23 protein-coding genes and 3 pseudogenes are annotated in these 24,237 nt (G+C 68.3%); 8 read left to right on the forward strand and 18 right to left on the reverse strand.

All coding sequences use genetic code 11. The features are described from left to right. Positions 1-297 precede the first annotated feature (297 nt). Complete coding sequence (locus AB0472_RS09375) at positions 298-1,026, forward strand: GNAT family N-acetyltransferase (protein ID WP_366354822.1); 729 nt, start codon at positions 298-300, stop codon at positions 1,024-1,026. 84 nt (positions 1,027-1,110) lie between these two features. On the opposite strand, the gene AB0472_RS09380 is transcribed toward AB0472_RS09375, so the two are convergent. The 3 genes from AB0472_RS09380 to AB0472_RS09390 form a co-directional block, all read right to left on the reverse strand. Next, entirely contained in the window at positions 1,111-3,543 is a 2,433-nt protein-coding gene (locus AB0472_RS09380; RefSeq protein ID WP_366354824.1) for a hypothetical protein, read from the reverse strand. 93 nt (positions 3,544-3,636) lie between these two features. After that, the gene (locus AB0472_RS09385; protein WP_366354825.1) at positions 3,637-3,972 is read right to left on the reverse strand and encodes a DUF6193 family natural product biosynthesis protein; all 336 of its coding nucleotides are present in this window, start codon (positions 3,970-3,972) and stop codon (positions 3,637-3,639) included. Between the two features lie 90 nt (positions 3,973-4,062). Next, positions 4,063-4,560, reverse strand: coding sequence for an ATP-binding protein (locus tag AB0472_RS09390; protein ID WP_366354827.1), 498 nt, complete (start codon positions 4,558-4,560; stop codon positions 4,063-4,065). Between the two features lie 381 nt (positions 4,561-4,941). On the opposite strand from AB0472_RS09390, the gene AB0472_RS09395 reads away from it, so the two are divergent. Then, positions 4,942-6,135: a S53 family peptidase gene (locus tag AB0472_RS09395; RefSeq protein WP_366354829.1), complete on the forward strand. Its 1,194-nt coding sequence runs from the start codon at positions 4,942-4,944 to the stop codon at positions 6,133-6,135. 242 nt (positions 6,136-6,377) lie between these two features. On the opposite strand, the gene AB0472_RS09400 is transcribed toward AB0472_RS09395, so the two are convergent. From AB0472_RS09400 to AB0472_RS09420, 5 genes and pseudogenes are all read right to left on the reverse strand, one after another. After that, on the reverse strand, positions 6,378-6,575 hold the full coding sequence (locus AB0472_RS09400; protein ID WP_366354831.1) for a hypothetical protein: 198 nt from the start codon (positions 6,573-6,575) through the stop codon (positions 6,378-6,380). 170 nt (positions 6,576-6,745) lie between these two features. Further along, complete coding sequence (locus AB0472_RS09405) at positions 6,746-8,707, reverse strand: SpoIIE family protein phosphatase (RefSeq protein ID WP_366354832.1); 1,962 nt, start codon at positions 8,705-8,707, stop codon at positions 6,746-6,748. A 213-nt stretch (positions 8,708-8,920) separates the two neighbouring features. Further along, positions 8,921-9,076 (reverse strand): hypothetical protein, encoded by a 156-nt coding sequence (locus AB0472_RS09410; RefSeq protein WP_366354834.1) that lies wholly within the window; start codon positions 9,074-9,076, stop codon positions 8,921-8,923. A gap of 393 nt (positions 9,077-9,469) precedes the next feature. Further along, positions 9,470-9,679: pseudogene (locus tag AB0472_RS09415) on the reverse strand (SDR family NAD(P)-dependent oxidoreductase); the annotation flags it as partial. Positions 9,680-9,920: 241 nt separating this feature from the next. Beyond that, positions 9,921-10,595: an SDR family NAD(P)-dependent oxidoreductase gene (locus tag AB0472_RS09420; protein ID WP_366354836.1), complete on the reverse strand. Its 675-nt coding sequence runs from the start codon at positions 10,593-10,595 to the stop codon at positions 9,921-9,923. A 129-nt stretch (positions 10,596-10,724) separates the two neighbouring features. Here AB0472_RS09420 and AB0472_RS09425 point away from each other — a divergent pair, with 129 nt between their 5' ends. From AB0472_RS09425 to AB0472_RS09435, 3 genes are all read left to right on the forward strand, one after another. Beyond that, positions 10,725-11,438 (forward strand): TetR/AcrR family transcriptional regulator, encoded by a 714-nt coding sequence (locus tag AB0472_RS09425; protein WP_366354838.1) that lies wholly within the window; start codon positions 10,725-10,727, stop codon positions 11,436-11,438. 297 nt (positions 11,439-11,735) lie between these two features. After that, positions 11,736-12,740, forward strand: a complete 1,005-nt coding sequence (locus AB0472_RS09430; RefSeq protein ID WP_366354840.1) for a hypothetical protein — start codon at positions 11,736-11,738, stop codon at positions 12,738-12,740. An 87-nt stretch (positions 12,741-12,827) separates the two neighbouring features. After that, positions 12,828-13,394, forward strand: coding sequence for a hypothetical protein (locus tag AB0472_RS09435; protein ID WP_366354842.1), 567 nt, complete (start codon positions 12,828-12,830; stop codon positions 13,392-13,394). Between the two features lie 28 nt (positions 13,395-13,422). Here the strand turns inward: AB0472_RS09435 and AB0472_RS09440 are convergent, their stop codons facing one another. The 4 genes from AB0472_RS09440 to AB0472_RS09455 form a co-directional block, all read right to left on the reverse strand. Further along, the gene (locus AB0472_RS09440; protein WP_366354844.1) at positions 13,423-13,842 is read right to left on the reverse strand and encodes an SRPBCC family protein; all 420 of its coding nucleotides are present in this window, start codon (positions 13,840-13,842) and stop codon (positions 13,423-13,425) included. 30 nt (positions 13,843-13,872) lie between these two features. After that, positions 13,873-14,886: an aldo/keto reductase gene (locus AB0472_RS09445; protein ID WP_366354846.1), complete on the reverse strand. Its 1,014-nt coding sequence runs from the start codon at positions 14,884-14,886 to the stop codon at positions 13,873-13,875. A gap of 67 nt (positions 14,887-14,953) precedes the next feature. Further along, positions 14,954-15,724, reverse strand: coding sequence for an SDR family oxidoreductase (locus tag AB0472_RS09450; RefSeq protein WP_366354847.1), 771 nt, complete (start codon positions 15,722-15,724; stop codon positions 14,954-14,956). A 416-nt stretch (positions 15,725-16,140) separates the two neighbouring features. Further along, complete coding sequence (locus tag AB0472_RS09455) at positions 16,141-16,668, reverse strand: hypothetical protein (protein WP_366354849.1); 528 nt, start codon at positions 16,666-16,668, stop codon at positions 16,141-16,143. Between the two features lie 144 nt (positions 16,669-16,812). On the opposite strand from AB0472_RS09455, the gene AB0472_RS09460 reads away from it, so the two are divergent. Then, complete coding sequence (locus tag AB0472_RS09460; protein ID WP_366354852.1) at positions 16,813-16,944, forward strand: hypothetical protein; 132 nt, start codon at positions 16,813-16,815, stop codon at positions 16,942-16,944. Between the two features lie 439 nt (positions 16,945-17,383). Here AB0472_RS09460 and AB0472_RS09465 read toward each other — a convergent pair whose 3' ends face one another. From AB0472_RS09465 to AB0472_RS09475, 3 genes and pseudogenes are all read right to left on the reverse strand, one after another. Continuing rightward, positions 17,384-17,986 carry a hypothetical protein gene (locus AB0472_RS09465; RefSeq protein WP_366354853.1) on the reverse strand — a complete coding sequence of 201 codons (603 nt, stop codon included), beginning with the start codon at positions 17,984-17,986 and terminating at the stop codon, positions 17,384-17,386. A 22-nt stretch (positions 17,987-18,008) separates the two neighbouring features. Continuing rightward, positions 18,009-18,227 (reverse strand): annotated as a pseudogene (locus tag AB0472_RS09470) (ATP-binding protein); the annotation flags it as partial. Between the two features lie 106 nt (positions 18,228-18,333). After that, positions 18,334-19,896: a hypothetical protein gene (locus tag AB0472_RS09475; RefSeq protein WP_366354854.1), complete on the reverse strand. Its 1,563-nt coding sequence runs from the start codon at positions 19,894-19,896 to the stop codon at positions 18,334-18,336. Positions 19,897-20,800: 904 nt separating this feature from the next. Between AB0472_RS09475 and AB0472_RS09480 the strand changes: the two genes are divergently transcribed. After that, positions 20,801-21,058, forward strand: coding sequence for a hypothetical protein (locus AB0472_RS09480; RefSeq protein WP_366354856.1), 258 nt, complete (start codon positions 20,801-20,803; stop codon positions 21,056-21,058). A gap of 223 nt (positions 21,059-21,281) precedes the next feature. Here the strand turns inward: AB0472_RS09480 and AB0472_RS09485 are convergent, their stop codons facing one another. Both AB0472_RS09485 and AB0472_RS09490 read right to left on the reverse strand, forming a co-directional pair. Beyond that, positions 21,282-22,184, reverse strand: a complete 903-nt coding sequence (locus AB0472_RS09485) for an SDR family NAD(P)-dependent oxidoreductase (protein ID WP_366354858.1) — start codon at positions 22,182-22,184, stop codon at positions 21,282-21,284. A 73-nt stretch (positions 22,185-22,257) separates the two neighbouring features. After that, positions 22,258-22,821, reverse strand: a complete 564-nt coding sequence (locus AB0472_RS09490) for a TetR/AcrR family transcriptional regulator (protein ID WP_366354860.1) — start codon at positions 22,819-22,821, stop codon at positions 22,258-22,260. 132 nt (positions 22,822-22,953) lie between these two features. Here AB0472_RS09490 and AB0472_RS09495 point away from each other — a divergent pair. Further along, positions 22,954-23,079, forward strand: a pseudogene (locus AB0472_RS09495) (IS110 family transposase); the annotation flags it as partial. 107 nt (positions 23,080-23,186) lie between these two features. Here the strand turns inward: AB0472_RS09495 and AB0472_RS09500 are convergent. Beyond that, positions 23,187-24,155, reverse strand: a complete 969-nt coding sequence (locus AB0472_RS09500; protein ID WP_366354862.1) for a hypothetical protein — start codon at positions 24,153-24,155, stop codon at positions 23,187-23,189. Positions 24,156-24,237: the final 82 nt, after the last annotated feature.

Consider the following 24,237-nt stretch of genomic DNA (forward strand, 5'->3'; position numbering starts at 1 on the left):
TTCTCTCTGCGTGACGACGCCTGCCTACCCGGCGTGTCGCTCGACGAGCTGCTCACCTGCATCCCCCGACTCGTGATCGATCCCATCGATGCCGCTCTATCAATGTTCTCCGAAACCATGACCAGTGTGCTCAACCTTCAGTGAGAAGGGTGCCGGTCGACCAAGGTTCAGTGAGAACGCTCAATCCACGCTGCGCAAGGTCAGGGCTGGCGGCTCCTCCCCACCCGCTGATCCGGTGCCGTGCATTCCGTCACTCCGGAAGCGCCACTTCGTCGGTCAGCCCTCTACCCTCACCGGGTGAACTCAGCATCAGAGGGCCGCCTTCCTGTACTGCGCCGTTGGATGGGCGACGGCCAAACCCATCCGCTACGCGTCCACATGGACCGCCCCAGCAAGTACCCCGGAATTATCCACGCCTGGTGGCGCGACCCAGTACTGACTTGTCTGGAGGAAACTCTCGTCCTCCTTGAAACAGCTCAGCCTCAGGGCCTGGACTCGATGGCCCGCACTTTCCGCGGCTTCGATGACCCCTCCTGGGCTGGTAAGGAACAGTTCCTGAGGCACCGGGCGGAGCTGGTCGTCGCGTCCTTGCTTGCTGAGGCCCGGGTGCCTTTCCGGTTCAACACAGCAGCAGGTCCCGACCTGTTGATGGATAACGTTTTTCCCTGCATGGGCATCGAGATCAGCTCGCGACGACCCAAGAGCCTCTTCGACCTGAGTCAGGCCTTGCACGAGGGTCTACGGGAACGCGGGCTGGCCCTGAGTGCCGCGGGGAAGGTCGATCTCGGCTACATGTTCCTGCCGCGTGTGTGGGGATTCGGATACGCCGCCGAGGCGTGCACGGCGGCACTCGACTGGTTCGACGGCGTCCTTCCCGGCGAGCCAGTAGTGCTCCACACCCAGACTGCCAACGTCAGCTCGATGCGCCTCGCGGTAAAGCTGGGGTTCACCGAAGTAGAGCGGTTCCATGCCTGGGACGCCGAGCAGTGGTTCGGCATGCGGTCCCCGGTCACGCCCTCCGATTGAGCTCGCGCTCGACAGCGTGGACCCTCAACGCGAAAGCATTGCTGAGACGGAGCCCAGCCCTGTTGAAGCTAGTGAGGCCCAGCGTCAGGGTCCTGGCCGCCGGGCCACCTCAGCTGCGTAGGCCATTCTCACCGCCCCGGCAGACCACCGCTCTGCCGCCATCGGGCTGATGCCGAGTAGCCGTTGCAGCACGGCCGGCGGCATCTGCGTGCAGAGGTCGAGCAGGGCGGCGCATCGTCCAGCCTCGGGCGGAAGGCCGATGTTGCGCAGGCGGGTCGCGAGGCGGCTGTTGGTCAGTGCCCGTCCCGGACGCTGAGTCGGGAACAGCCAGGGTGCGTTCAACTCGTTGCTGTTCACCGCATGCGCCTGGCTGTGCGCGATGTCGACGAGTTGCAGGACCAGAGCGTCCAGGGGCGGCGGCAGCCTGAGCGGCGTTTTGTTGATGCGAAGGGCGACGCCGTCCTCGTCGTGTAGGACGTGGGCGGTGGTCAGGCGGCAGGTCCTGGCGGGGGTCTGGCCGTAGAGCAGGACCATCAGACCGGCGACGCGGTCCTTGGTCTCGAAGGAGTCGTCGTTGAGGAGCCGACGGGTAATCGTCCACCGCTCGTCGGCATCGAGCGGGCGGCAGGAGACCCGGCGGGCTCGGGTGGGGATGCTGATCTGGGACGCGAACTTGCTGCGGACTGCCCAGGCCACGAACGGGCCTGCGGCGTAGGGGCCCTGGTGGGGTTCCGAGGTGAGCCAGAGGCCGATGTGCGCCTGTCGGCAGGTTGCCAGCGTCTCGCCCTGGTCTTTGAGCCAGGCCAAAAACAGCACGGCCTTGGAAATCTGCGTCTGTGTGATGTCCGCTGTCGAGGCGGCGATCGGCTTTCCGCGCGCCCGGCGCCGGATGCGAGCGACCCGGTCCCAGCGGGCGTAGTCGGTGATCAACTGCCGGTGGTCGGGATCGTCCAGGGCCGCGGTCTTGAACTCGATCCACCGTTCCAGGCGAGCGAGGTACTCGTCGCGGACAGGCAGGATGCCCGCCGCGACCAGCACTGACCTGAACCAGTCGATGGCCAGGTCGCGGTGGTGGCCGACCGTCCGGGCATCGAGAGCCTCATGGCTGACTTCACAGGCCCCGGAGGCCAGGTCGTTCAGGAGCCCTGCGGCCGCTTTCGACTCGCGCGTATAGAGCAGGGCCCTGCGGGGATTGTGGTCGAGCAGGGCGGCCGCGATCTGGTCGAGCTCGGGACGCGGCTTGCCGTCCGGCGGCGTCAGCAGCATCCGCAGATGCCGCTCACCGGCGCAGCGACGGCACAAACCGAAGTGGAACAGCCGCTCGACGATGCCGCAGTTCTCGCACGGCTTTCGGGCCTCGGGCGCCACTTCCCAGCAGTTTTCGCAGAACGGGCCGCGGCCGGTCCTAGCAACTACCCGTTTCATCCGGCCGCAGTCCGTGCAGGACCGCGGTGTCAGCAGGCAGGCCCGGCAGCGGGGGGAGTCGGTGGTGCTGTGGAAGCAGGGCCGCAGGTTGCCGCAGGAGGTGCATGTCACCGTGGGCGGCTTGCGGCAGGCCGAGCAGAGCGGCCCTTGATCAGTGCGGGCGGAGACAGCCCGGTATTTGCCGCAGGCGATGCATGTCTCCTGGCAGGTCGCCTCCTTGTCGCGGCAGCTGTTGCAGAACGGGGGGCCCCGGGAGTCTCTGCCGGCGGGTGGGCGGGAGCGATGGCACCATTTGCAGGGCTCGGCGAGCGAGCGGTTGTAGCAGTTGCCGCAGACCCGAAGCCGTTTGATCGAGTGCCCGAGCCGGACGGTGCGCTGGCAGTGCGGGCACTTTGGGGCAGGGACACCCGCGGCGCCGGCGTGGTGGAGGCGGTCGACCAGGAGCACGGTCCGCGGTGAGTAGTGGTCCGCCTGGCCGGTGACCAGGCCGGGTTCGTTTTGCACGTCCCAGTGCAGGCGCCGGGCGATCGTGAGCTTGCCTTCTGTCACCTCGGCGATGACGGCCCGCAGAACATCCTTGCCGAGTCCCAGCGAGCGACCAGCCAGGAACTCCAGCAGGTCCCTGGCCGGGTCCTCGGTGCACTCGGCCTTGAAACACGAGCGGCATGCCTCGCGGCCGGTGCGGTCCAGGCCGTAGCGCGGTGTGGCGTTGTTGCCGCAGACCGCGCAAGCCCATCCCGGCGTCGCTTGGCTGCTGCCGCATGAGGCACACACCCGCAGGCCAACGCCGTTGGTGTTCGTCAACGGCCGCAGCCTGCCACAGCGCGAGCAGGGCGGCCGGACGACGTTGACAGCCCCGGACTCCTGCAGGATGCGGATGAACCGCTCCACCGAGGCCGGGCCCTCGGCCCGGCCCGAGGTCAGCAAGCCGCTTTGCAGTGCCTGGGCCAGACGCATGGCTGCCGGCTTGGAGCCGACAGAGCGCTGGATCGCCTGCTGGACTGTCTCGGGCGGCAGTTCCGGCTCGACTGCGGCGACCAGCTCGCCGATCACCCTGTGAGGGTCGGCCTCGAACGGGGCGGTGATGCTCATGAGGGCCGCGTGATCCGGGCCCGCTTGGGCCGTGTGGACGATCAGGGAATTCCCCAGGGCGAGTTCACGTAATTCCCCAGGGGCTGGGTCGCCTCAACCTCCCTTGCAGGTGCCGGTCGGCAGATGAGCGACCACGAGAGCGGCAGCTTCTTCAGGTGTCGTTCCTTCGCCCAGGAGGGCGGCGTAGCCGGACGCATAAACCTTGTAGGGCGGCCCACTGCAGGCGATGAAGGGCAGGTCGTCCGGCTCGCGCCAGGGAGGAGCGCTCCGCAAGAAATGCAATGTGCCGTGGGTCGGGAAGGGGTAGAGGGCTCGCAGCTGCGGCTGCGCGTGCGCGGCTTCGATGACCAGCGGGTCGCCTTGGCGGGTCCCTGGAGTGCGCTCCAGCAGGTGGCGCCAGGCCGTGGCGATGTCAGGGGCTTCGGGCATGGTCTGATCATCCAAGATCGCGGGGGCTGCGAACAGTAGCGGGCGATGCCTAGGTCCTGCGTGCAGCCCCATGCCGGGATCTTGCAAGCTCTAGCCCGTCGGAGGCTTGTCGGTTCGATCCGTGGGATTCTTGGGCCGCTTGTTCGGCCGGTAGCTGGGGCCGTTCATGATGACCTGGTGGCTGGCGTTGATCAGGCGGTCCAGGAGCGACTCGGCGACTACGGGGTTGGGGAAGAGGGGATACCAGTCGCTGGGCGCCCGGTTGCTGGTGACGATCAAGGACCGGCCCTGCCGCTCTGAGACGAGTTCGTAGAGGTCATCAGCCCGGGACGCGGCCAGCTGGCGCATGGCGAAGTCGTCGAGGACGAGCAGGTCGGGGCAGATGAGTTCGCGGATTCGCTTGTCCCAGGTGCGGTCCGCGTGGCCGCCGGCGAGCTCGGCCAGGATGCGGCTGGTCTTGGCGAAGCGGACGTTGGCGCCCTGGCGGACGGCCTGGTGGCCGAGGGCCTGGGCGAGGAGAGTTGGGACTGCGGCGTTCGGTGATTTCGTCGGGTGAGAGGGCGGGTCATGAGGGTGATGAAGACCCACTGGAGGTGTGCTTCGGCGTGGGACATGAGGCGTTCATAGTCCCGCGCCTTGCGGCGGGACCGCATCGTCCACGAATTCGGCGGCTCAACCGCCCAGCGCTTGGGCAGCAAGACGAAATACCGTCACGCCGCGGAACGAGCCCCGTGTCACCAGCACGCCGCGGAACTGACCCCGCGTCACCAGCACGGCAGCAGGCAGTCCCTCTTGGATTCGGATAGCCAAACCTCCCATGCGCATGTCAGAATTTCGCACCTCGAATCACCATTCATGCAGGCAGGAAACATGAACGAGTCCTGTCTTTAATATTCCATGGCTTTCCGTTCAGCTGCCGTTCCAGCACGCTTGCGCCGTCGCTGATCTCCACAACCCAAGGAGACCCATATGCAGCTGCGCGCAAGACTGTTGACCATAGCCTCGGCCCTGGCGGCGATCCCGCTCACGGTCCTCGGCCCCGCCGTGGCCTCCCACGCCGCCACGCCGAGCGTCAAGGCGCCGGCCCACTCCTGCGCCACCGCCAAGGCCGGGTTCGCGGCGTGCAAGGCCATCGTCCGCACCGACCTCACGCCCCTGAAGTCGGTCGCCCCGAACGCCACGCCCTCCGGCTATGGACCCTCCAGTCTGCAGTCCGCGTACAACCTGCCGTCCAGCACAGCCGGTTCGGGCCGGACGGTCGCGATCGTCGACGCGTACGACGACCCGACCGCCGAGGCCGACCTGGGCGTGTACCGCAGCCAGTTCGGGCTGCCGGCCTGCACCACGGCCAACGGCTGCTTCAAGAAGATCGACCAGAACGGCGGCACCAAGTACCCCCGCAGCAACGGCGGCTGGGCCCAGGAGATCTCGCTCGACGTCGACATGGTCTCCGCGATCTGCCCCAACTGCCACATCCTCCTGGTGGAGGCCAGCTCCTCGTCCTTCGCCAATCTGGGTGCCGCGGTGAACCGTGCGGCGGCCACCTCCGGCGTGGTGGCGATCAGCAACAGCTACGGCGGCTCCGACGCCTCCGACGCCACCTACGGCTCGTACTACAACCACCCGGGCATCGCGGTGACCGCCAGCTCCGGTGACAGCGGTTACGGCGCGAGCTACCCGGCCTCCTCGCACTACGTCACCGCCGTCGGCGGCACCCACCTCACCACCTCGACCAGCAGCCGCGGCTGGGCCGAGACCGCGTGGAGCGGCGCCGGCAGCGGCTGCTCCGCGTACAACGCCGCGCTCAGCGGCGCCGCCTCCTTCAACACCGGCTGCGCCAACCGAGCCGAGGCGGACGTCTCCGCGGTCGCCGACCCCGCCACCGGCGTGGCCGTCTACGACAGCACCGCGTACCAGGGCCTGTCCGGCTGGCTGGTCTTCGGCGGCACCAGCGTGTCGTCCCCGATCATCGCCTCGGTCTACGGGCTGGCCGGCAACACCGGCTCGATCGACAACAACTACCCCTACACACACGCGACCTCGCTCTACGACGTGACCTCCGGCAGCAACGGCAGCTGCCCGACCACCCAGTGGTGCAACGCCCGCGCAGGCTGGGACGGCCCCACCGGCCTCGGAACCCCGAACGGCACCGGCGCCTTCTGACCCGCCGCACCTCTCGCACCAACTGCCGGGCCGCAGGCGGCTTCCCGCCCGCGGCCCGGCAGCTTTTTCACATCCTCTTTACGCAGTTCAGAGCGGTGAGGCTTGCCGGGGTTGCTGACGGCACCGTTCGGAAGAGCGTCGTGGCGACGCCCGATGCCCTCCCTGCCCGGGATGCCGTCAGCTTCCAGTACAGTCCCCTGCTTCGCCGCAGCAAGGCTCTGGGCGAACTTGTCATGTAACCCTCAGACACAGCTTCTCAGCACGTCAGGCACAGCTGAAGGCGTGGCGACCAAGGTCGCGCAGGCGCGCAGGTACCGAACCAGATCGCCTTCATGCCCCGGCGCAGCCATGCGCGCAGCAGCTCGGATCGACGGCCCGTCCGGACTACCGTGCTCCAGCTCCCTGAAGCCGCCGACGACGGGGAACTTGTCGAAGATCACCTGGTCGAGCCTAGAGCACCCCCGAGAAGCCACCGGACCAGATCTCAAACGCGGTCTGTCAGCGTGCGCGATCGCTCCGGGCACCTGATCCGCTCGCAGGAGTCGTTGCGTCCCGGGAGGTCTCGAGTGCTTCGTGCATGACCATGCCCGGCGTACGGGCGAATCGCGTCTCATGCACGCCGGATGACCAGCACGGCCACGTCGTCCAGGTGGTCCACCGCGGCCACCGCGTCGAGTAGCAGGTCTGCGGTTGCCTCGACGCCGAGCCGGTCCTGGACGGCTCGGCCGGCCAGCGCTCCCACTCGCTCGAGTCCGGCGTCCAGAGTCAGGCGGGGCCCTTCGACCACACCGTCGGTGACCATGACCAGTACGGTGCCCTCTTCCAAGGTGAAGGTCGCCTCGGGGTACTCGGTGCCGGGCACGATTCCAAGGACCGGCCCAGGGGGTAGCACGCGGATGGTGTGGCTGCCGTTGCCGTGTGCCTGCAGCAGTGGCACGTGGCCTGCGCTGGTACCGACGATCTGTCCGTTGCGCGGATCGACGTGCAGCATGGTGCAGCTGGCGAAGCGTGGCGCGTCCATCGCGACGAGCAGCTCGTTCGTACGCGCCAGCACTGTTGCCGGGTCGGGCTCGTGGGCTGCGATCGCGCGCATGGACAGGCGTACCTGGCCCATGAACACCGCGGCATCCACGTCGTGGCCTTGAGCGTCGCCGATTTCCAGTGCGACCGCACCGTCGGGCAGGAAGAACGCGTCGTACCAGTCGCCCCCGACATCCATCCCGTCCCGACTGGGCTGATACCGGACGGCGATCTCCAGTCCTGCGAGGTGGTCCGGCAGCGCGGGGAGCATGCTCTCCTGGAGCGCGACGGACATCTCGACGTGGGCTCGCTGCAGCCTGTTGGTCTTCAGCGCCTGGCCGGCCAATTCGGCCAGGGTCGTCAGGAACGCGAGTTGCTCCGGAGACGGCGTGTGCTCGTTGTCGTACGTCACCACCCAGGCCCCGAGCGGACGCTCGCCCTCCGGGCTGAGGGGGGTGATCGACACAGCGGTGCCGGGGGCGGATCGCGGCAGGGGCAGACCGTCACCACCCGGCCACCGACGGGCGAGCTCTTCTTGGCTGCTGAAGAACTGCGCCTGACCGGTACGCATCACAAAAGGCAGCGGCCCGTCCTCATCGAGCGACAGACCGAGCAGAGCATCCACCTCCCACGCGGGGATCCCGGCGTCCGAGGCGACCCGCAAGCGGCCATCGTCGGCCAGTGCGAAGAGAGCACCGCAACCTCCGACAGCCGCGGCGAGCCGGGCCAGGACAACCTGCTGCAGTCGCTGCTCGGTGGACGCGCTGAACAGGGCGGAGGAGAAGGCGGTGATGGCGTCCGCGCGCTCCCGCGCGGCGCTCGCCTCCGCCAGGGTCTCCTGGTGGCGTGCCTGCGACCGGGTGTCGTCGCGAATCACCACGAAGACCCGTTCGGGTCCGCCGTATCCCAGCTGGATCCGGCGGACCTGACCTGCGAGAACACGCCAGCCGTCGCGCTCGGTGAGAAACCGCAGGCTGGTCCACGGAGACTGGGCGGCCGCGGGGCGGGCCAACCGCCGCACGCAGCTGCGGTCATCGGGGTGAACCCGCCTGATCATCTTGGAGAGAGGCACCGACGCCTGCGGGAAAAGCGCTGCCAGGACCGGTGCGCCACCCAGCCACTCCACCTGCTCGCCGGGGCAGCACATGCACAGGCCCAGGTCGGCGGCCTTCACCGCAAGCTGGAAGGGGATCAGCAAGCCGTAGAGATCGTGTGTCGCGTCCAGTGAATGCACCCACACGAGCCGCTCGCCGGTCGAGGAATCCGTTACCGCTCGCGCCTCTATCAAGCAGACCACCGTCGCGGTGCTGGAGCCCGGAAACTCCAGCACCCGCATCGCAAGCCCCTTCGTCGTGGCTCCGTGCTCCAGCAGGCCCTCAGCCGAGATGCGCTGGTCCTCGTGAAGGAGATCAACGAAGCCATGCCCCGTGCACTGTTCACACGACCTGCCCAGCTGCGTCGCCATCGCGGCGTTCAGGGCGCGGATGACACCGTCCAGGGACAAAAGCGCGCTCGGCGTGGCCATCTGAAGGAGTTCGTCCGAGGCATCCATCGGCCGCTCACTCCCGATCATCGAGCGATAAGACCTCGTCGTCCTTCAACAACTATCTGCCGCAGACCAGGCCGCGTCCACGCAACCGGTCACTCTGGCCTGCACCGGCCGTCCGCGTGTGTCGGCGAACGAACTGGGCATCGACGTCGCCTGGACGGCAAACGACCCCGGCATCTCAGGCCCCGCGTACACCGCGCAGCAGCTCGCGGACCGTCAGGCGGCAGGCGCGGTGTAGGCGGCGACGACCAGGACGGCCACCGCGGCGAACGCGGCGAGCGGGCCGACCCAGCGGAACACCAGCAGGGCATTACCGGTCAGGAGCAGAGCGGCGAGGGTGAGCACGACGGCCCGGTCTTGGCCGCGGCGCATGAACTCTCACTCCTGGAGACGTGCAAAACGTGGGCGGGGTCAGGTCCGCCTTGCGGCATCCGCCCGGCACCTGACCTGTGGGCACGATCCGCGACATGGTCCCGCCGCCGTACTCCCGGTACCGAGTGACATCCCGGCCGACCCCAACCACACATGACGTCACCTGCTCCCCCTTGCGCAGGTAGCGCACGACCGGCGAGGACGTCGTCGCGACCGGCGCCTCGTTCCCCGCAGGCCTGTGCACCCCGATCTTCTGCACGGCCTGCCAGGCCGACGCACACGGCGCGGACACAGGCGAGGCGGCGGGAGCCGGCGGTGCGGCCGACAGGACGGTCGCGAGGACGGCGGCGACGGCGGCCGCCGTGGTGAACAGGCGTCGGATCGCGTGCACGCGCGATCGACGGCGCCGGGCGTGCCCAGTTCCGCGCCGACGGCGAAGGCCCGTCCGCCGTCCTTCTCGATGAGCCCGACGGTCTCCTGGGCGGCCTGCTTGTCGCGGCCGTAGTGCACGGCGACCAGGGCCCCCTCGCGGGCGAGGCCGCGGGCGGTGGCCCGGCCGATGCCGCGGCTGGATCCGGTGACGAGAGCGGTCTTGCCATTGAGTGTGCTGGTCATGCTGGAGTCCTTGCTGTGTTCGGGAACTGGGGGCTTGGTGGGGTGGGTGTGGAAGACGGCTTCGGCCTGGCCGCCGCGGCGCTCGTACGGGTCCTGGTACAGGTGCGCGACCTGCTCGGGGGCGGCCCCGAGGGAATGCTTTCGGGGCCGCCCTCACCGAGCCGGGTGTTGATGGCGAAGTGCGCGGCGCAGATACCGGGAGGCCAGGCGGCCGGGTGGCTGATAGGTGTCAGAGACTGAAGACGAGTTCGGCCTGGTCGCGCCTGGTGGTGTGCAGGTCCCAGTAGGCCGGGGAGATCTCCTCGGGCTGAGCGGTCGGGAATCCGGGGACCGCCGGCGTGCCGATGGACACGTTGATGGCGACGTGCGCCGCCTGGACCCCAGTGCCGTCCAGCTCCCTGTGCAGGTTGATCACCCAGTTGCGCAGGGCCGCGGCGGCGGCGTTGACGTTGGCGATCTGCGGCACGGGGTCGACGGAGCCGGCGCCGGTGGTGAACAGCAGGCTGCCCCCGCCGGCCTCACGCATGGCGGGCAGCACCGCGCGGGTGGCGGCGATCGCTCCGTAGAGCTGGAACTCCATCTCGTGCTGCACGTCGGCCGGCTCAGTGGCGGCCGGCGTGGTCATTACGGTCTGGAGGCCGCCGACCGGGGAGTACTCCAGGACGTCGACGCCGCCGAAGTGTGCGGCTGCGTCCTTGAGTGCCTGGGTGAGGGCGGTGCGGTCGAGGACGTCGGCAGGGAAGACGGCGGCGGTGATGCCCTCGGCGGCCAGCTCGCCGGCAAGGTCTTCGAGCTTGGCCCGATTGCGGGCGATCAGTGCGACGTCGTAGCCGTGGATGCCGTAGGTGCGTGCGATGGCGAGACCGAGCTGAGGGCCGGCACCGACGACGGCGATGGTGGGCATGAGAGAGCCTTTCACTGGAATAGAGATGGATAGGGCTATCCGTTTCGTTTCCGGAAAGACCTATCCGGTTCGCCGTCCACCGTAACACGGGAATCGGATAGGCCGTTCCGGTTTGCTAGTCTGATCGCCATGAGCACCCGAGACCCGCACCCCAAGGCCAGCGCTGACGCGACCTTTTCCGCAGGTCAGTCCAGGCGCAGCGATGCGGAGCGCAACCGGGGGCGGATCATCGCCGCCGCGCGCACGGTCTTCGGGCGCGACGGGCTGAACGCGTCGATGGCCTCGGTCGCACGGGAGACCGGGGTCGGGATCGCCACCCTCTTCCGCCACTTCCCCCGCAAGGAAGATCTCGTCGCCGCGGTCTTCGCCGACCGCATGAAGGCGTACGCACAGGCCACCACCGAGGCCCTGGCCGACCCCGACCCGTGGAACGGCTTCACCGGATACATCCAGGACGTCTGCGCGATGCAGGCCGCCGACCGCGGCTTCGCCGACATCCTGACCATGAGCTTCCCCGGCGTCCCGGAACTGGAGCAGCACCACGCCCAGGCGTACGAGGGCTTCCTCGAACTCATCGGCCGCGCCAAGAACAGCGGGCAACTACGCGAGGACTTCACCAGCCGGGACCTCGTGCTGCTGCTGATGGCCAACGCCGGGGTCCTCAGCGCCACCGGCGACGCCGCCCCGGATGCCTGGCGCCGCCTGGTGGCATGGATGATCCAGTCCTTCCAGGCCCCGGCCCGCGGCCCCCTGCCGGACCCGCCGGAAGATGCTGCACTGTACGAGGCCATGCGCCGCGCCAGCCAGGACGTCACCGCCCCCGAGACCGGAAAGCGACGCTGAACCGGCGGGACAGGGCGACCGCAGTGAGGCCGCCGTCGTTCCCGGGACGATCGAGCAGGGCTCTGAGTGGACACCGGGACAGGCTGAAACTCTGTGCGTAACTCCGCCTCGGGCGTCCACCCCGGCGACTCGGGAACGCCAGTTGTTCTTGCACGCACGGGCTATATCGAGCGTGGCGGCAGAGGGACGGGAGCACCGGGACCTCCTGCGTTTTTCATTCTAGGTACGCGATCACGCACCCCGCGCTCGCGTGTTCGATTTTTTGTTCGATAGCGTGGCGGGGGAGGTGAGCGCCGGATGAGTACGGAGTCGACGACGCGTCGGCCGGGTCTGGTGATGCATGTGCGCTGCCCGGACCGGCTGCCGCAGGAGACGTACCGGCTGGTCCTGGAGCAGCTGCACGAGCTGTCGCCGGTGGTGGAGGCCCGGCCGCCCACGGCGGCCCTGGTCGACCTGCGGGGCGCGCTGCGCTACCACGGGGCTGCCGCCGCGCACCTGGGGGAGATTCTGCGGCTGCGGACGGTCTCCCGGTACGGCGTCGACGTCCGTGTCGGCATCGGCCCGACCGTCACCGTCGCCGCGACCGCCTCGGCGCAGGTGGAGCGCCCCGGCGGCGTCCTGGCCATCGAGGCCGCCGACGCCGCCGGCTGGCTCGCGCTGCTTCCGGTGGAGGACCTGCACGGTATCGGGCCCCGACAGGCCGCCACCCTCAAGCGCTACGGCGTCGACCGCGTCGGCCTGCTCGCCGCGCTGCCGGCCGCCACCGTGCAGCGCCTGCTCGGCAGAGCAGGCCGTTCGGCCGTCGACCGGGCCCGCGGCATCGACCCCCGCACCGTCACCCCGCGCCGGCTGCCGGCTTCCGCCAGCGTCTGGCACCGATTCCCCCACGACGTCTTCGACGGCGCCGCCGTGCGCGCGGCCCTCCTGGGCCTGGTCGTGCAACTCGGTGCCGAGCTGCGCCGCCGCGGACAGGCCGCGCGCGCTCTCACGCTCACGCTGACGTTCGCCGGCGGACCGGCATGGGAGAAGACCCGCCGCCTGACCGACCCGTCCGGGCACGAGGACGACCTGCGCCGGCTCACCTACCAGCTCATGGACGCCGCGGGCCTGCAGCGGGGCCGGCTGACCGCGCTCGCGCTGCGCGCCGAGGACCTCGTCGACGGTGACCAGGTCGCCGAGCAGCTCAGCCTCGATGCCGCCCGCCAGGCCCGCCTCACCGTCGAGCAGGCGGCCGACCGGATCCGGGAGAAGTTCGGGCCCGGCGCGATCGGCCCGGCCGCCACCTACCGGCCCGCCTCCTGACCACCACGCTCACACCCGCTCAAGGCACCGCGCCGGCACCTGCCCGCCGGGGACCACCCGCCACAGGCTGCCGCCGCACTCGCTGTAGTGCGACCACCCGCCCCGGCCGACGGCGGCGATGCACGACGTCACCCGCTCGCCGCGGCGCAGGTGCCGCACGATCCGGGAACGCGTCGTCGCGACCGGTCCTCGTTCCAGGCCGGCTTGCGTACCAAGACGCGCTGGACGGCCTTCCATGTACCGGCGCCCGGCGTGGTTCCGGCGGCCACGGCCGACGGCGCGGTGCTCGGTGTGGCGCCCAGTGCGACGGCGCCGGCCGCCGTGGTGAGCAGGGCTCGGGTCAGCTGCCTACGGGATCCGCCCAGAGACGACCAAGATCGGAACGAGGCAGAGGCATGGTTCATCGAGCCTGCGCTCTACGCATTCGGGCGCCGACAAGTCGCGGCGGCCCTGCTCAACCATGCGCTGCCGGGCACGGACGCCGAGCAAGCGGGTGCAGAGCGGGCCTGCTACTGCGCCCATTTGCCGCTGCGTGCCGACCGCTCACCGGCCTACGCGCCCAGCGGGAGTCGCGATCCGGCTCTCGACGACTCCCACGACGTGGTGGATAAGTGGCTGCAGGGCACCATCTCACCCGACCGCAACGAATCCTGATCCCGCGCACGCGGTTACGGGACAAGCTTCAGCCGCTGAGGTGCTTGTGCAGAGCATCCAGGCCGTTACTGTAGATTCCGGTGAAGAGATCGACGACTTCTTCTTCCGTGGCTCCGTCGGGAACGAAGCGGCCCGACCACTGCACCTCGGCTGCGTTCTCATTGCCGCTGATGCCGTACACCTGCAAGGTCGACAGATAGTCGACGACCGGGAAGGGCGCCTGCACGATGTGGTAGCTGTAGTACCGCTTGTCCTCGTCGAACGACATGAGCCGTTCCACGATTGCTTCACCGTCGGGGTTCTTGAGGTGTCGTACCCGGCCGCCCGCCGAGAAGGTGCTTTCGGGTATGTAGGGAAGCCAGTCGGGCAGTGATCCGAACCCCCCGATCAGTGCCCATACCCGAGCGGGTGAGGCTGGGACGACCCTGCTCACCGATGTGGATGCCATGTCGCTCCTCCAGAACTCGCGGGCTGGCTGTCATGCCCCGTCGGGCAGTGGTGCCAGGTCGCTGACCAGGCCAGAGGCGCGCAGGTCAGCCCAGAACTCGACGGGAACCTTTTCGTTGAGCGCGGCATGGTCCTCGATGGTGTGGGCCGGCTGCGTCGCGCCCGGGATCACGGCTTTGGCAACCGGATGCGCGAGCGAGAACTGGAGAGCGGCGGCTTTGATGCTCACACCGTGCCTGTCGGTGAGTTCCTTCAACCGGTCGACCTTTACCACGATCCCGGGCGGAGCAGCGACGTACTCGAAGTGGGTGCCGCCGGCGAGGATGCCGGAGCTGTACGGGCCTCCGACAACCATCCCGACGTCCTGCTCCTCTGCCATGGGCAGCAGTCGTTGCAAGGCGTGGGCGTGGTCGAGCAGGCTGTATCGCCCAGCCAGAAGGAATCCATCCGGTTGCGGCTCTTCGAGTGCGAGAGTGATTTCGATGGGTTCGGTGCGGTTGACGCCGAGTCCCCAGGCTTTTATGACGCCTTCGTCTCGCAACTTGGTGAGGACACGAAAAGCTCCGGTGCGTGCCTCTTCGATTTTCTGCAGCCATACGTCGCCGTGAAAGTCCTGTGCGATGTCGTGCACCCACACGATGTCCAAGCGGTCGGTTCGCAGTCGATTCAAGCTGTCCTCGATGGAGCGCTTCGTGGCATCGGCCGTCCACACGTGGAGCATCTTGTTGGGGCGCCCGTAGGCGAAAAGGTTTCCCTTCTCTCCCAAGTCGCGCTCGGTGGGATCCTCTTCCTCGTCCAGAATGACGCGGCCGACTTTGGTGCTGAGCACGTAGTCGTCACGGCGACGGCCGGACAGGGCCTTCCCCAGGCGAATCTCCGACAGTCCTGAACCGTAGAACGGTGCGGTGTCGTAGTAACGTGTTCCTTGCTCCCAAGCGGCATCTACCGTCGCTACAGCTTCTTCCTCGGGAACCGAGCGGAACATGTTTCCGAGCGGTGCGCAGCCAAACCCTATATCTGCCGGAAGTATTTGATCGAGTTTCACAACATTTTCCTTCCGTATGACTGGTGGTGTGCGGAAATCTCAACTCATTCCAGTTCAGCCGGAAGTGTCATGGGTAAATCGTGGGCACCATGCCGCCGTCCACACTCAACGCCGCACCGGTTGTAGCCGATGCCTGCTCGGACGCGACGTAGGTGACGAGATTCGCTATCTCCTCGGGACGTATCAAGCGTTTGAGCAGAGAAGCCGAGGCGCGACCTGTGGACACATATCGGCGTTCCTGCTCGTCGTCCGGTAGCTCTGGATAGAGCCTCGACAGCATCGACTGCACGCCCTCGGTCAGAGTCGGCCCTGGTAGCACGCAATTGACGGTCACGCCCGTACCGGCGACTTCCTGAGCAATACCCCGGGACACGGCCAACTGGGCAGATTTCGTCGCCCCGTAGTGGACCATCTCGGTCGGGGTTTGGATACCGGCCTCACTGCTCACGAAGACGACACGACCCCATCCTCGGTTCACCATTCGAGGCGCGTAGTGACGTGTCAAGCGTATTCCTGAAAGCACGTTGACTTCGAACAGTCTGAGCCAGTCGTCGTCGGTGATCTCGAAAACAGGTTGGATTTCGAACACCCCGGCACTGTTCACGAGAATGTCCACGTCGGGCAATCGACCTACCAGACCCGCGGCCCCCGCTGCCGTACCGACATCCCCGGCGACGCCGCGAACACCCAGTTCCTTCGCAACCTGTTCCACCGTCTCGGGCCTGCGTCCATTGATGACAACGTCCGCTCCGACGGCGGCGAGCCCTCGCGCGATGGCTTCACCGATACCAGAGGTCGACCCGGTGACCAAGGCGCTACGGCCATGCAAGTCGATCATCGTCAGCCTTCCATCCGGCGGGCGAGCGGGATGACGGTCGCCGTGAGACTCTGTGGCCGGCACAGTCCCTCTCCCACTCATAGAGGGCCACTTCGTAGTTGTCAGAAGGCGGGAGGCCGCTCCGGTGTGAGGACTTGAGGATTTCCGCACATGCGCTTGATCACGAAACGTGACCCCGGCACGCCCGGGGTATCCGTGACGCCGTGAGGTCCGCCCCTGCGTTGGCCCACCGGTGACGCCGCCGGCGACTGACACCGTCAGAGAAAAACGGTCCTGGTCAGTGGCTCTCCCGCACTGGTAATCGTAGACATAACCTCAGCAGAGGCGCATCCCGAGAGCCGACGAGGCGACGTCGGGCGGCCTTGTCCACGAGCTGCCGAACTTCCGCTACGGCGATGGGACTTCCGAGGGCCGCGTCATCGAGTCGAACCTTTCAGGTCGCCTGCCGCTCTTCCCGCACGGACGGACGCACGGCGTTCATGAACCAACACGTCGGACAGCCGCCGGGAGTAGCCGTCACTCGCAGCGGTCCAGGACGCGTACGGGTTGACCTGTACGGGCGCCCGCAGCCAGCTTTCGAGTTCGGCGGCGAGGCCGCCGATCGGCTCGTGCTGGTGGTCGACCTGGTCGATCGCGAGGGAGGCACCCTCGACGAGGCTCTGGTGCAGCTGGGCCGGGTGGACGGGCTGCCACACCGTGGATCGGCGGGTGGTGGCGGCCGCCGGGTACCGGTGCAACGGAAGCGTGTCGCCGTCGCGGGCCAGGCGCAGACGGGGCGGCTCGAGTCGGTGTTGCGCCACCATGTCGTTGACGACGTCGAGGGAGACCAGGGCGCCCAGTTCGGCCCTGGACAGGGCTCCGGGAATGTGTCGGTAGCCGCGGTGCAGCGTCTGGGCCAGGAACGCGTCCTGGCCCAGACGCTCCGCGATGCCCAGCTGCGTCATCGTCGGTTTCGGCCCGTCAGTCGTTGCCGTCGGAACGGCCGGTGCGGCCGCCGTCGGACGGAGTCGTCCCGCGGCTGCCGGCCGCGGCGATGGCCCGCCGACCGCGGGATCAGTCCGGCGGACTGCCCCGCTACGGTCGGGGTCGTGCTGGTGTTCGTCGACATGGTCCGTCCATACGTGCCTGCCCCGCGGGATCTGACGGACACCGTCCCCCGCGCCCGCCGCTCCGCCAATCAGCGTGCCGCGCGGCGCATCCAGATGCGCTGCCGGACGTGAGCGCCCTGGAGGCCTGGCGTCTGGCATTGGGCTGGTCACGCGCAGAGGCCATCGAGCGGGTCGCCGCGCTCCACGTGGCCGCTGGGCTGCGGCCACGTGGTCTGACGGACGGGATGCTGTGCCGCTGGGAGCACGATGCGGGCCGGTGGCCGGACGACGAGTACACCGTGATGCTGTGCCGGGTCTACGGGGCCCGCCCCGAGCAACTCGGACTGGACCGCTGCCGGTGGCCGTCGGACAGGACAGGTTCCGGTACGGCGGGATCACACCGCCGCCGATGACGGGCACGGCCCGCGCGAACAGGAGCCGGTGCACATGACCACGGACGCGGGACTGCCGGCGGTCCGCGAGAGCCTGTGCCTGGCTCTCCTCGCCAGTCCCGAGGCCAGTGAGTGCTCCACCAAGTACGGAGATATTTGCACCAGAGAGGTCGGGACAGTCAGTGCCCTCTGGTGAGCATGGCGGTGGTAGGGAGGTGAATCTCCAGCACGACTGCGGTGCCGGCCACGGTACGGTCCTCGTGCATGTTGATCCGTTGGCCAGCTTCGATGTGCGTCCAGTGAGCGGGGGTGAGGGGAACGAGGCGGACAGTGGCTCGGCCGCCCGGCTCCAGAACAGGCATGTCCTCAACCCAGAGCCCGGCAATGCTCACCGAGGCTCCCCCGGTGGGTGAGGGGTTCCCGATGTCCCACATGGGCCGCAGAACACCGTGACCGGAGATTGGTGTCTTGCGTCGAGCCTCTGCGACTGGACGGAGCGTCAGATCCGCCCGGATCATTCCGTTTCGGATCTCGGAGCATCGCCAGTGGCACCAAGCCGCGCTCCGCTCGAGGCCAAGTTGCTCAGCCGCCTCGGCAAGTCGCTCCCAGAACGTCAGGGGCAGCGGTTGCCTGTTGCCGAGTTCCTCGAGCAGGCTCAGAGCGATCTGCCATTCGTCGTGGGCCAGGTAGTCCCAAACGTCTCGCACCGAGATGTCGTTTTCGGTGGCGACCTCTTCCGGGACCAGGAGGGAAGCCGACTCGAGCATCTCGGTGACATCCATGGGGTCATTGTCGACCACGGCGTCAGGCTGCGTCGTCCCGCTCGTGTTCGGTGCCGGCGAGCCGGTTCCTGAGCCGGTAGCTGTGTCCGTTGCTGGAGATCACTGCGCAGTGGTGCAGGGGGCGGTCGAGGATGGCGGTGGCGAGGACCTCGCCGGCGAACGGCTGTCCCCGTTCACTGAAGGTCTTGTGCGAAGTCAGGATGATCGAGCCCTTTGCGTAACGCTTGGAGATCACCTGGAAGAAGGCCAGTTGGCGGCCGCGCCCGGAGCCCGGGACGGCACAGCGTGCGCCGAACTGCTCGCCAGCACGGGGGCGGCCGCCTGAGGCCACCCCCGCACGCCGCCCGTCAGTCGTCGGTCACCGTGATGCGCAGTGGTCCGCCGGGCACGGGCAGGCCAACGCCGTTGGAGTAGCCGTACTGGCTGTACAGGTCACCCGCGTCCGTGAGCGTGAAACCGACCGTGTACACACCGGGCGTCAGGCCCTCGTACAGAGGCACCAGCAACTTGAGCGGGCCGTTCGTCACGGAGCTGATGCCGCCGGACATGCCGCCCACCGGTTCCCCGGATGCGTCGTACACGGTGAGGCTGAAGCGGTTGACGCCCACGAACGACGTCACGTCCAGGGTCAGTACGGCGTTGCGCCGCAGGGTGCTGGCGGGTACGGACGTGACATCGAGCGAGGCGGAGTTCACCACCGGTGCCGCCGTGTCCGGGATCTGGGTGGCGACCAGGTCCAGCACCGGCCCGTGGAAGTCCGTGCCGTACGCCGCCGTGTCACCGGCGCCGTCGGTGATGCCGATCCCCGTGACCGCGCACTTCCTGGTGTAGATGGGCGGCACGGTGGCCGCCACTGAGATCGAGCCGTCGTCCGCGATCTCGGGGTTCTCCGTGACCGACCCGCCGCAACCATCCAGCAGCACCGTCACGGAGGCGATCCCGTCGCGGAAGTCGGCCGGCTTCATGGTGACCGCCAGCCGCGCGGTGCCGTTCCAGTTGTTGTACTGCCCGGGGCTGATGGCGAAGTCGGTCGCCCGCACCGTGCCGTTCTGCGTGACGTGCACCGGGTCCTGGGAGAGGTCCCGGGAGACACTGACGGTTCCCGAGGCGTCGGTCAGCCTGAGCCGCGAGATGGACCAGGACCCGGCGGGGGCGCCGGCGGGGATGGTGACGTCGACCGTGCACCAGACGTCATGGCTGTCGTAACCGGGGTAGTCTCCGCACTGCTGTGAACCGTCGGTGTTCGGCACCAGCCGGAACGTTCCGCTCGCTGTCGCGCCCTGCGGGCCGGCGAGGACGAGCCGCCCGCGGAAGAACCCGGACTCGTCGTCGGTGATGTTCAACCGATACCGGGCGGTGACGGAGGCATCGGCGTTGTACAGGTACTCCGGCTGGTCCACCACCTGTCCGAGCTGGTCGTACGCCGGCCCGGTCGAGTCGACGAGGTGCGTGGCGGTGAACTCTGCACCGTACCGGGCCAGCCCCTGCCGCCCCACGGCCAGCGTGGCGCCCCGGTCGTCCTTGGCCTCGGCCCTCACCACGGCCCATCGGGCCGTGGGCTGAGCGGCGTACTGCGGTACGGGGAAGGCGTAGCTGTAGTGCGCGGACGCCATACTGCCGTCGACCGGGTTCGCCTGGTAGGGCCACTCCGGCTGGAAAGAGAACGTCAGGGCTTGCGGCGCCCCGACGAGACGTCCGTCGGTCCCGACCTGCTGCACGGTGAGGGATCCCAGCATGTCGGTGGCCGCCGTGTCACCGTCCTGGACCGTCCAGTCGATCGTGACCGTGCCGTCGCCGGAGGAGGCATCGACGGTGCTCGACTCGACGGACAGCGCCGTCAGTTGGATTCCGGTCCGCTGTTGCCCGTTGTCCGCCTGCGCTGGTCCGGCCGCCAGCGTTGCGAGCAGCATCCCTCCCACGGTTGCGGCGAGCAGTCCGAATCTCCACGGTCTCTTCCTGACCTTCACGACGAGAGCCCCTCCCTGCACGGTGAGATCTTGCTGAGCCGAGGGATGGTAACAGCGCAGGTCTGGCGACCCCTTGCGAATTTACGATGCCCTGCGGGCATCATGGTGGACAAGACGTCCCAGACTTCGGTCCGTTGGGGTCTCGCTGCGCCCTCACCCGCCAAGAAGACGAGGCTGCCGCGCCAACAATGCCGCGGCAGCCGCGACACCTCCGCGAACACGGAGCGGACAGACGGGCCACGGACCGGGCGAGGGTCCAGGGCGGGACACCTCCGCAGGCGCAGACCAGACAAGCTGGACGCCGACAAGGGATACGGCTACGACCACATGCCGCGACGGTTACGCGACCGGCCCGACCGAACGGAACGGGCGATCGCTCGGCTTCGTGTCGCATCCGCCGCGGTCGGACGGTCGGCCCTTGATACTGGCGCCTGCACGTCAACCTCTTCGTGGCCATTTCGCCTGACGGTTGCGTCGTAGCCATCCGGAGAGAGGTCAGCGGCCGCGATCCGGGGGCGGCGCCCGCGGATATGATGATGGCATGTACACACGGGGGCGTCGGCTCAAATTCACAGCGGTATCGGTCGTAGTCGTCTTGGCCTTGACCGGATTCTCGTCGGGGCACGGGCACGGAAGCCGCAGTCATCACGACAGCGACGGGGGCGGGTGCAGCAGTTCCCGTCAGGATCACGACGCTTCGACGCCCGCATCCGGAGGCAGCAGTTCGCACGGGGGTGATGCACACGCCAGCACGCCCAGCGGTTCCTACCCTTCACACCCCACCCGGCGTTCCACCCCCTCCGCGTCGCCCTCTGCGTCCGCCCTGCCGCTCAAGGACGGCACCGCGGTGCTCGTGCGGTGCGCGAGTGCGGACGACCCGTACGCCACCATCAAGGTCAGGAATCCGAACGCACGCGAAGTCGTCTTCACCACGAAGATCAGCTTCAAGGACCGAAACGGCTTCACCTTCATGGACGGCGTCCATCAGGTGTCGGTACCCGCGAAGGGCACGAAGAGCCTCCGCGTCGCCGCCGCGGGTGCGGGAGCGGCGCTGGCCCAGCTCGATCACTGCGAGGTGCAGCCGACCGCCACCGCCGACTGGTAGGCAACCGCGGTGGCAATCCGCGGCGTGGACGGCATCCGGGTCATGGACGACGCGGACACGAACCGGCGAATCGCGGAGGTGACGTGGTGGTGAGGGCGCAGGGCTCCTGCTCTCGCTGCTCGGCCTGAGGCCCTGCGGCCGGCGCGCCGACAGGGTCGTCCTCCGGAGGCTCACCGCGTCGAGGCGGGTTCCGCGTCCGCTGGTCGCGGCCAAAAGTCCTTCCTCAGACGTGCACCGTCTCCAGTAGTGCACGGGTCTCGGCGACTACCCGCGCGTTGAACGCCGGGTCGTGCACCTGTGCGGAACCCCGCATGGGTTGTCCCTTCTCGTCGTAGTAGACGCCGGTGGTGTCCGATTCGTCGGTGAGTATCCGGGTGATCATGCGCGCAGCGGTGCCCGGGTTGGTCCAGTACTTGATGAGCGGGGCCAGCGGTGAGAGCACGTACTTCGACAGCAGACGCAGGAACAGGCCGGCATCACGGCCGAGATTCGTGCCGGGAGCGAAGCCCGGCTCGATGGCGTTGAATCGCAGTCGGGGTGTTTCGCGGGCGAAGGCGAGTACCGTTGCCAGGTTGCACTGCTTGGACGTGGCGTAGGCGTCTCCGCCGGGCAGTTTCGAGCCGCCGGGCTTCCACTCGCCACGCGTGCTCGCGTCGGCGGAGATGTATCGGGCGCCGCGGAAACCGGACATGGTGGCGGCCCTGCGCTCCGGATCCTCTACGGCCGAGACGATGAACACCACCTGTGTGCCGTCTTCGAGGTGGGGCACGAGCGTCTCGGTGAACACGAAAGGCCCGATGTGGTTGGTCGCGTAGGCGATGTCCCAGCCGAGGGCGTTCGTGCCGGGACGGTTGGGGAAGATCCCGGCGTTGTTGAGCACGCCAGTGATCGGAAGGCCGAGCTCGGTGATCTGAGCGACGGCGCGTCGCACGCTCGTCAGGTCCGAGAGGTCGCAGAGGACGGACACGGCCTTTCCGCCTTCGCCTTCGATGCTGCTGCGTACGTCATCGAGCTTGGCGGCGTTGCGCCCGACCAGCACGACGGTGCCGTGTTTGGCCAGTTCGAGGGCGGTGCGGCGGCCGAAGCCAGAGGTCGGGCCGGTGATGACGTAGACCTTGTCGGGCATGATACTCCTTAGATGTCTGACTAGTCAGTCATTGATGGGTGCGCGTGAGCTTGAGGGAGTGACTCGGGGCGGGTCAGCCGATCATGCGCCAGAGTGCGTCGAAACCGGACTGCTTGTGCTCGTCGGCGCGGTCCGGGTCGCCGATGATGTAGTCGATGGTGGCCTCGGCCAGGGCATTGGACAGCGTGAACACCAAAGCCGCCGGGGTGTCGCGCATCGGGCCGTTCGCCCTGCTGCGCTCCAGGATCTCTCCGATGCCTGCCATGGCCCGATTGGCCAACTCGTGGGTGGCCGCCGTGATCTCGTCGGAGACCTGGAGGTGGGCCAGAGTGCGGCGCTTCAGGGGATTGGCCGTTGCCCAGTCCATCCATCGCAACCACATGTGCAGCATCTGGGTGCGCGCATCGGCTGCGGGCAGGCCGCCGAGTGCGGCTGCCCCCATGTCGCCCTTCAACTCCAGGTAGAGCTGGTTCAGCAGATCCGCTTTGGTGTCGAAGTAGGTGAACAGTGACCCGTTCGAGACGCCGGCCTCCTTCGCGATCGCCGCCGTCGCCGCCCCCAGCCCCTGAGCAGCGATGATTCGCGTTGCGGCGGCGATGATCGCCGCGCGCTTGTCGTCGCTCCTCGGTCTGGGCATGAGGACAGTCTGTAGGAGAGTGGTTAGTCAGTCAAACCTAGAGGGTCACTCTTCCCCCGACGTACACCCCATCAGATATCAACGCGGCCACCCGCTTGAGCTTCGGTCGACTCGGTGGCGGTTGATCGGGTCTCTCGCGCCTACTGCGACAAGAAGATCACCCAGGGCAGGCACCACACCCAGGCCCTGCCCTGGCTCGCCCAGCGCCGGGTCGGCGTCCTCTTCGCCATGCTCCGCGACGGAACCTTCTACGAACCCGGACAGCCGCGGCCAGCAGGACTTCGACGGCCGCAGGCACTTGCGCCTGAGCGGCAAAATGCAACGGTGTCCAACCCTCGGCGTGAACAGCCCCCAGGTCGGCGTCCTCAGCCAACAGCGCGCTCAGGCCGTCCACGTCCCAGCCCCCGGCCCCCGGCCCCCGGCCCCCGGCCCCATGGTGCACCGCGGTCCGCCCCAACCGATCCCGATGCGCCATCCCGGCCATCCTCACCCGGCTTGACGAAGCAGATAGGGGCACCCCCGGGGGCCGGGCAGACCTCAGAACGGGGGCTCGTCGTGCCATGGGCCGACCGATGGCTCGGCGGGCGGCCAGGAGCTGGTCCGTTGGAGAACGATGATGGCGTCCTCCTCGCCGCTGCGGCGTGCGGTGTGTGGCGTGCGGCGTGCGGCGTGCGGCGTGCGGCGTGCGGCGTGCGGCGTGCGGCGTGCGGCGTGCGGCGTGCGGCGTGCGGCGTGCGGCGTGCGGCGAGGGCATCGAGGTGGGCCAGGCCGTCCTCGGGGTGGTTCTGGTCGGTACACAGGGTGCTCAGTGTGTGAAGGATCCAGTCGTTCCCGCTGCGGGAGTCGGCCTGTGCGCGCATCACGTCGATCGCCTCGTCGCCCCGGCCGTGCCGGGCCAGGAGGTGCGCGAGCAGCACGGCCGTGTTGGTCCGGTGAGCAGCTGATTCGTCGGTCTGCCGGTACACCGCGATCACGCCCTCGACGTCGCCGCGCTCCTCCAGCAACGCCGCGAGCCGCCGCGCGGCGTGCCCGAGGCCATCGGCCGTCGCGTAGGCCCGCGGTTCTTCAATCCGCCCATGCCGCGCGAGCAGGTCGGCGAGCTGGTCACAGCCGTTGAGCGAGGTGCCATTTCGGGTGTGCAGCAGGGCGACCGCCTCATCGACGTGGCCCCGGCGCTCGCGAATCGCGGCGAGCAGGCTGACTGCCGTGTCAGGGTCCAGAGCCTGGCAGCACCACGGGGAGTGGTCCGCGTCATGCTTGAGGACGTGGCTACCAGCCCACTGGACCCGGACGAGTGGGACGCCCGGCAACGCGTTCTGGCCAGGATCCGCCATCGCTCGGTGATCGCCCGGACTGCCGCTGTACCCGGACTCTCCACAGCGACTCTCTGTGCTACGTCTTCGCCCCGCCGGACGG

This window comes from Streptomyces sp. NPDC086777 (assembly GCF_040702065.1).
Classification (GTDB): Bacteria; Actinomycetota; Actinomycetes; order Streptomycetales; family Streptomycetaceae; genus Streptomyces.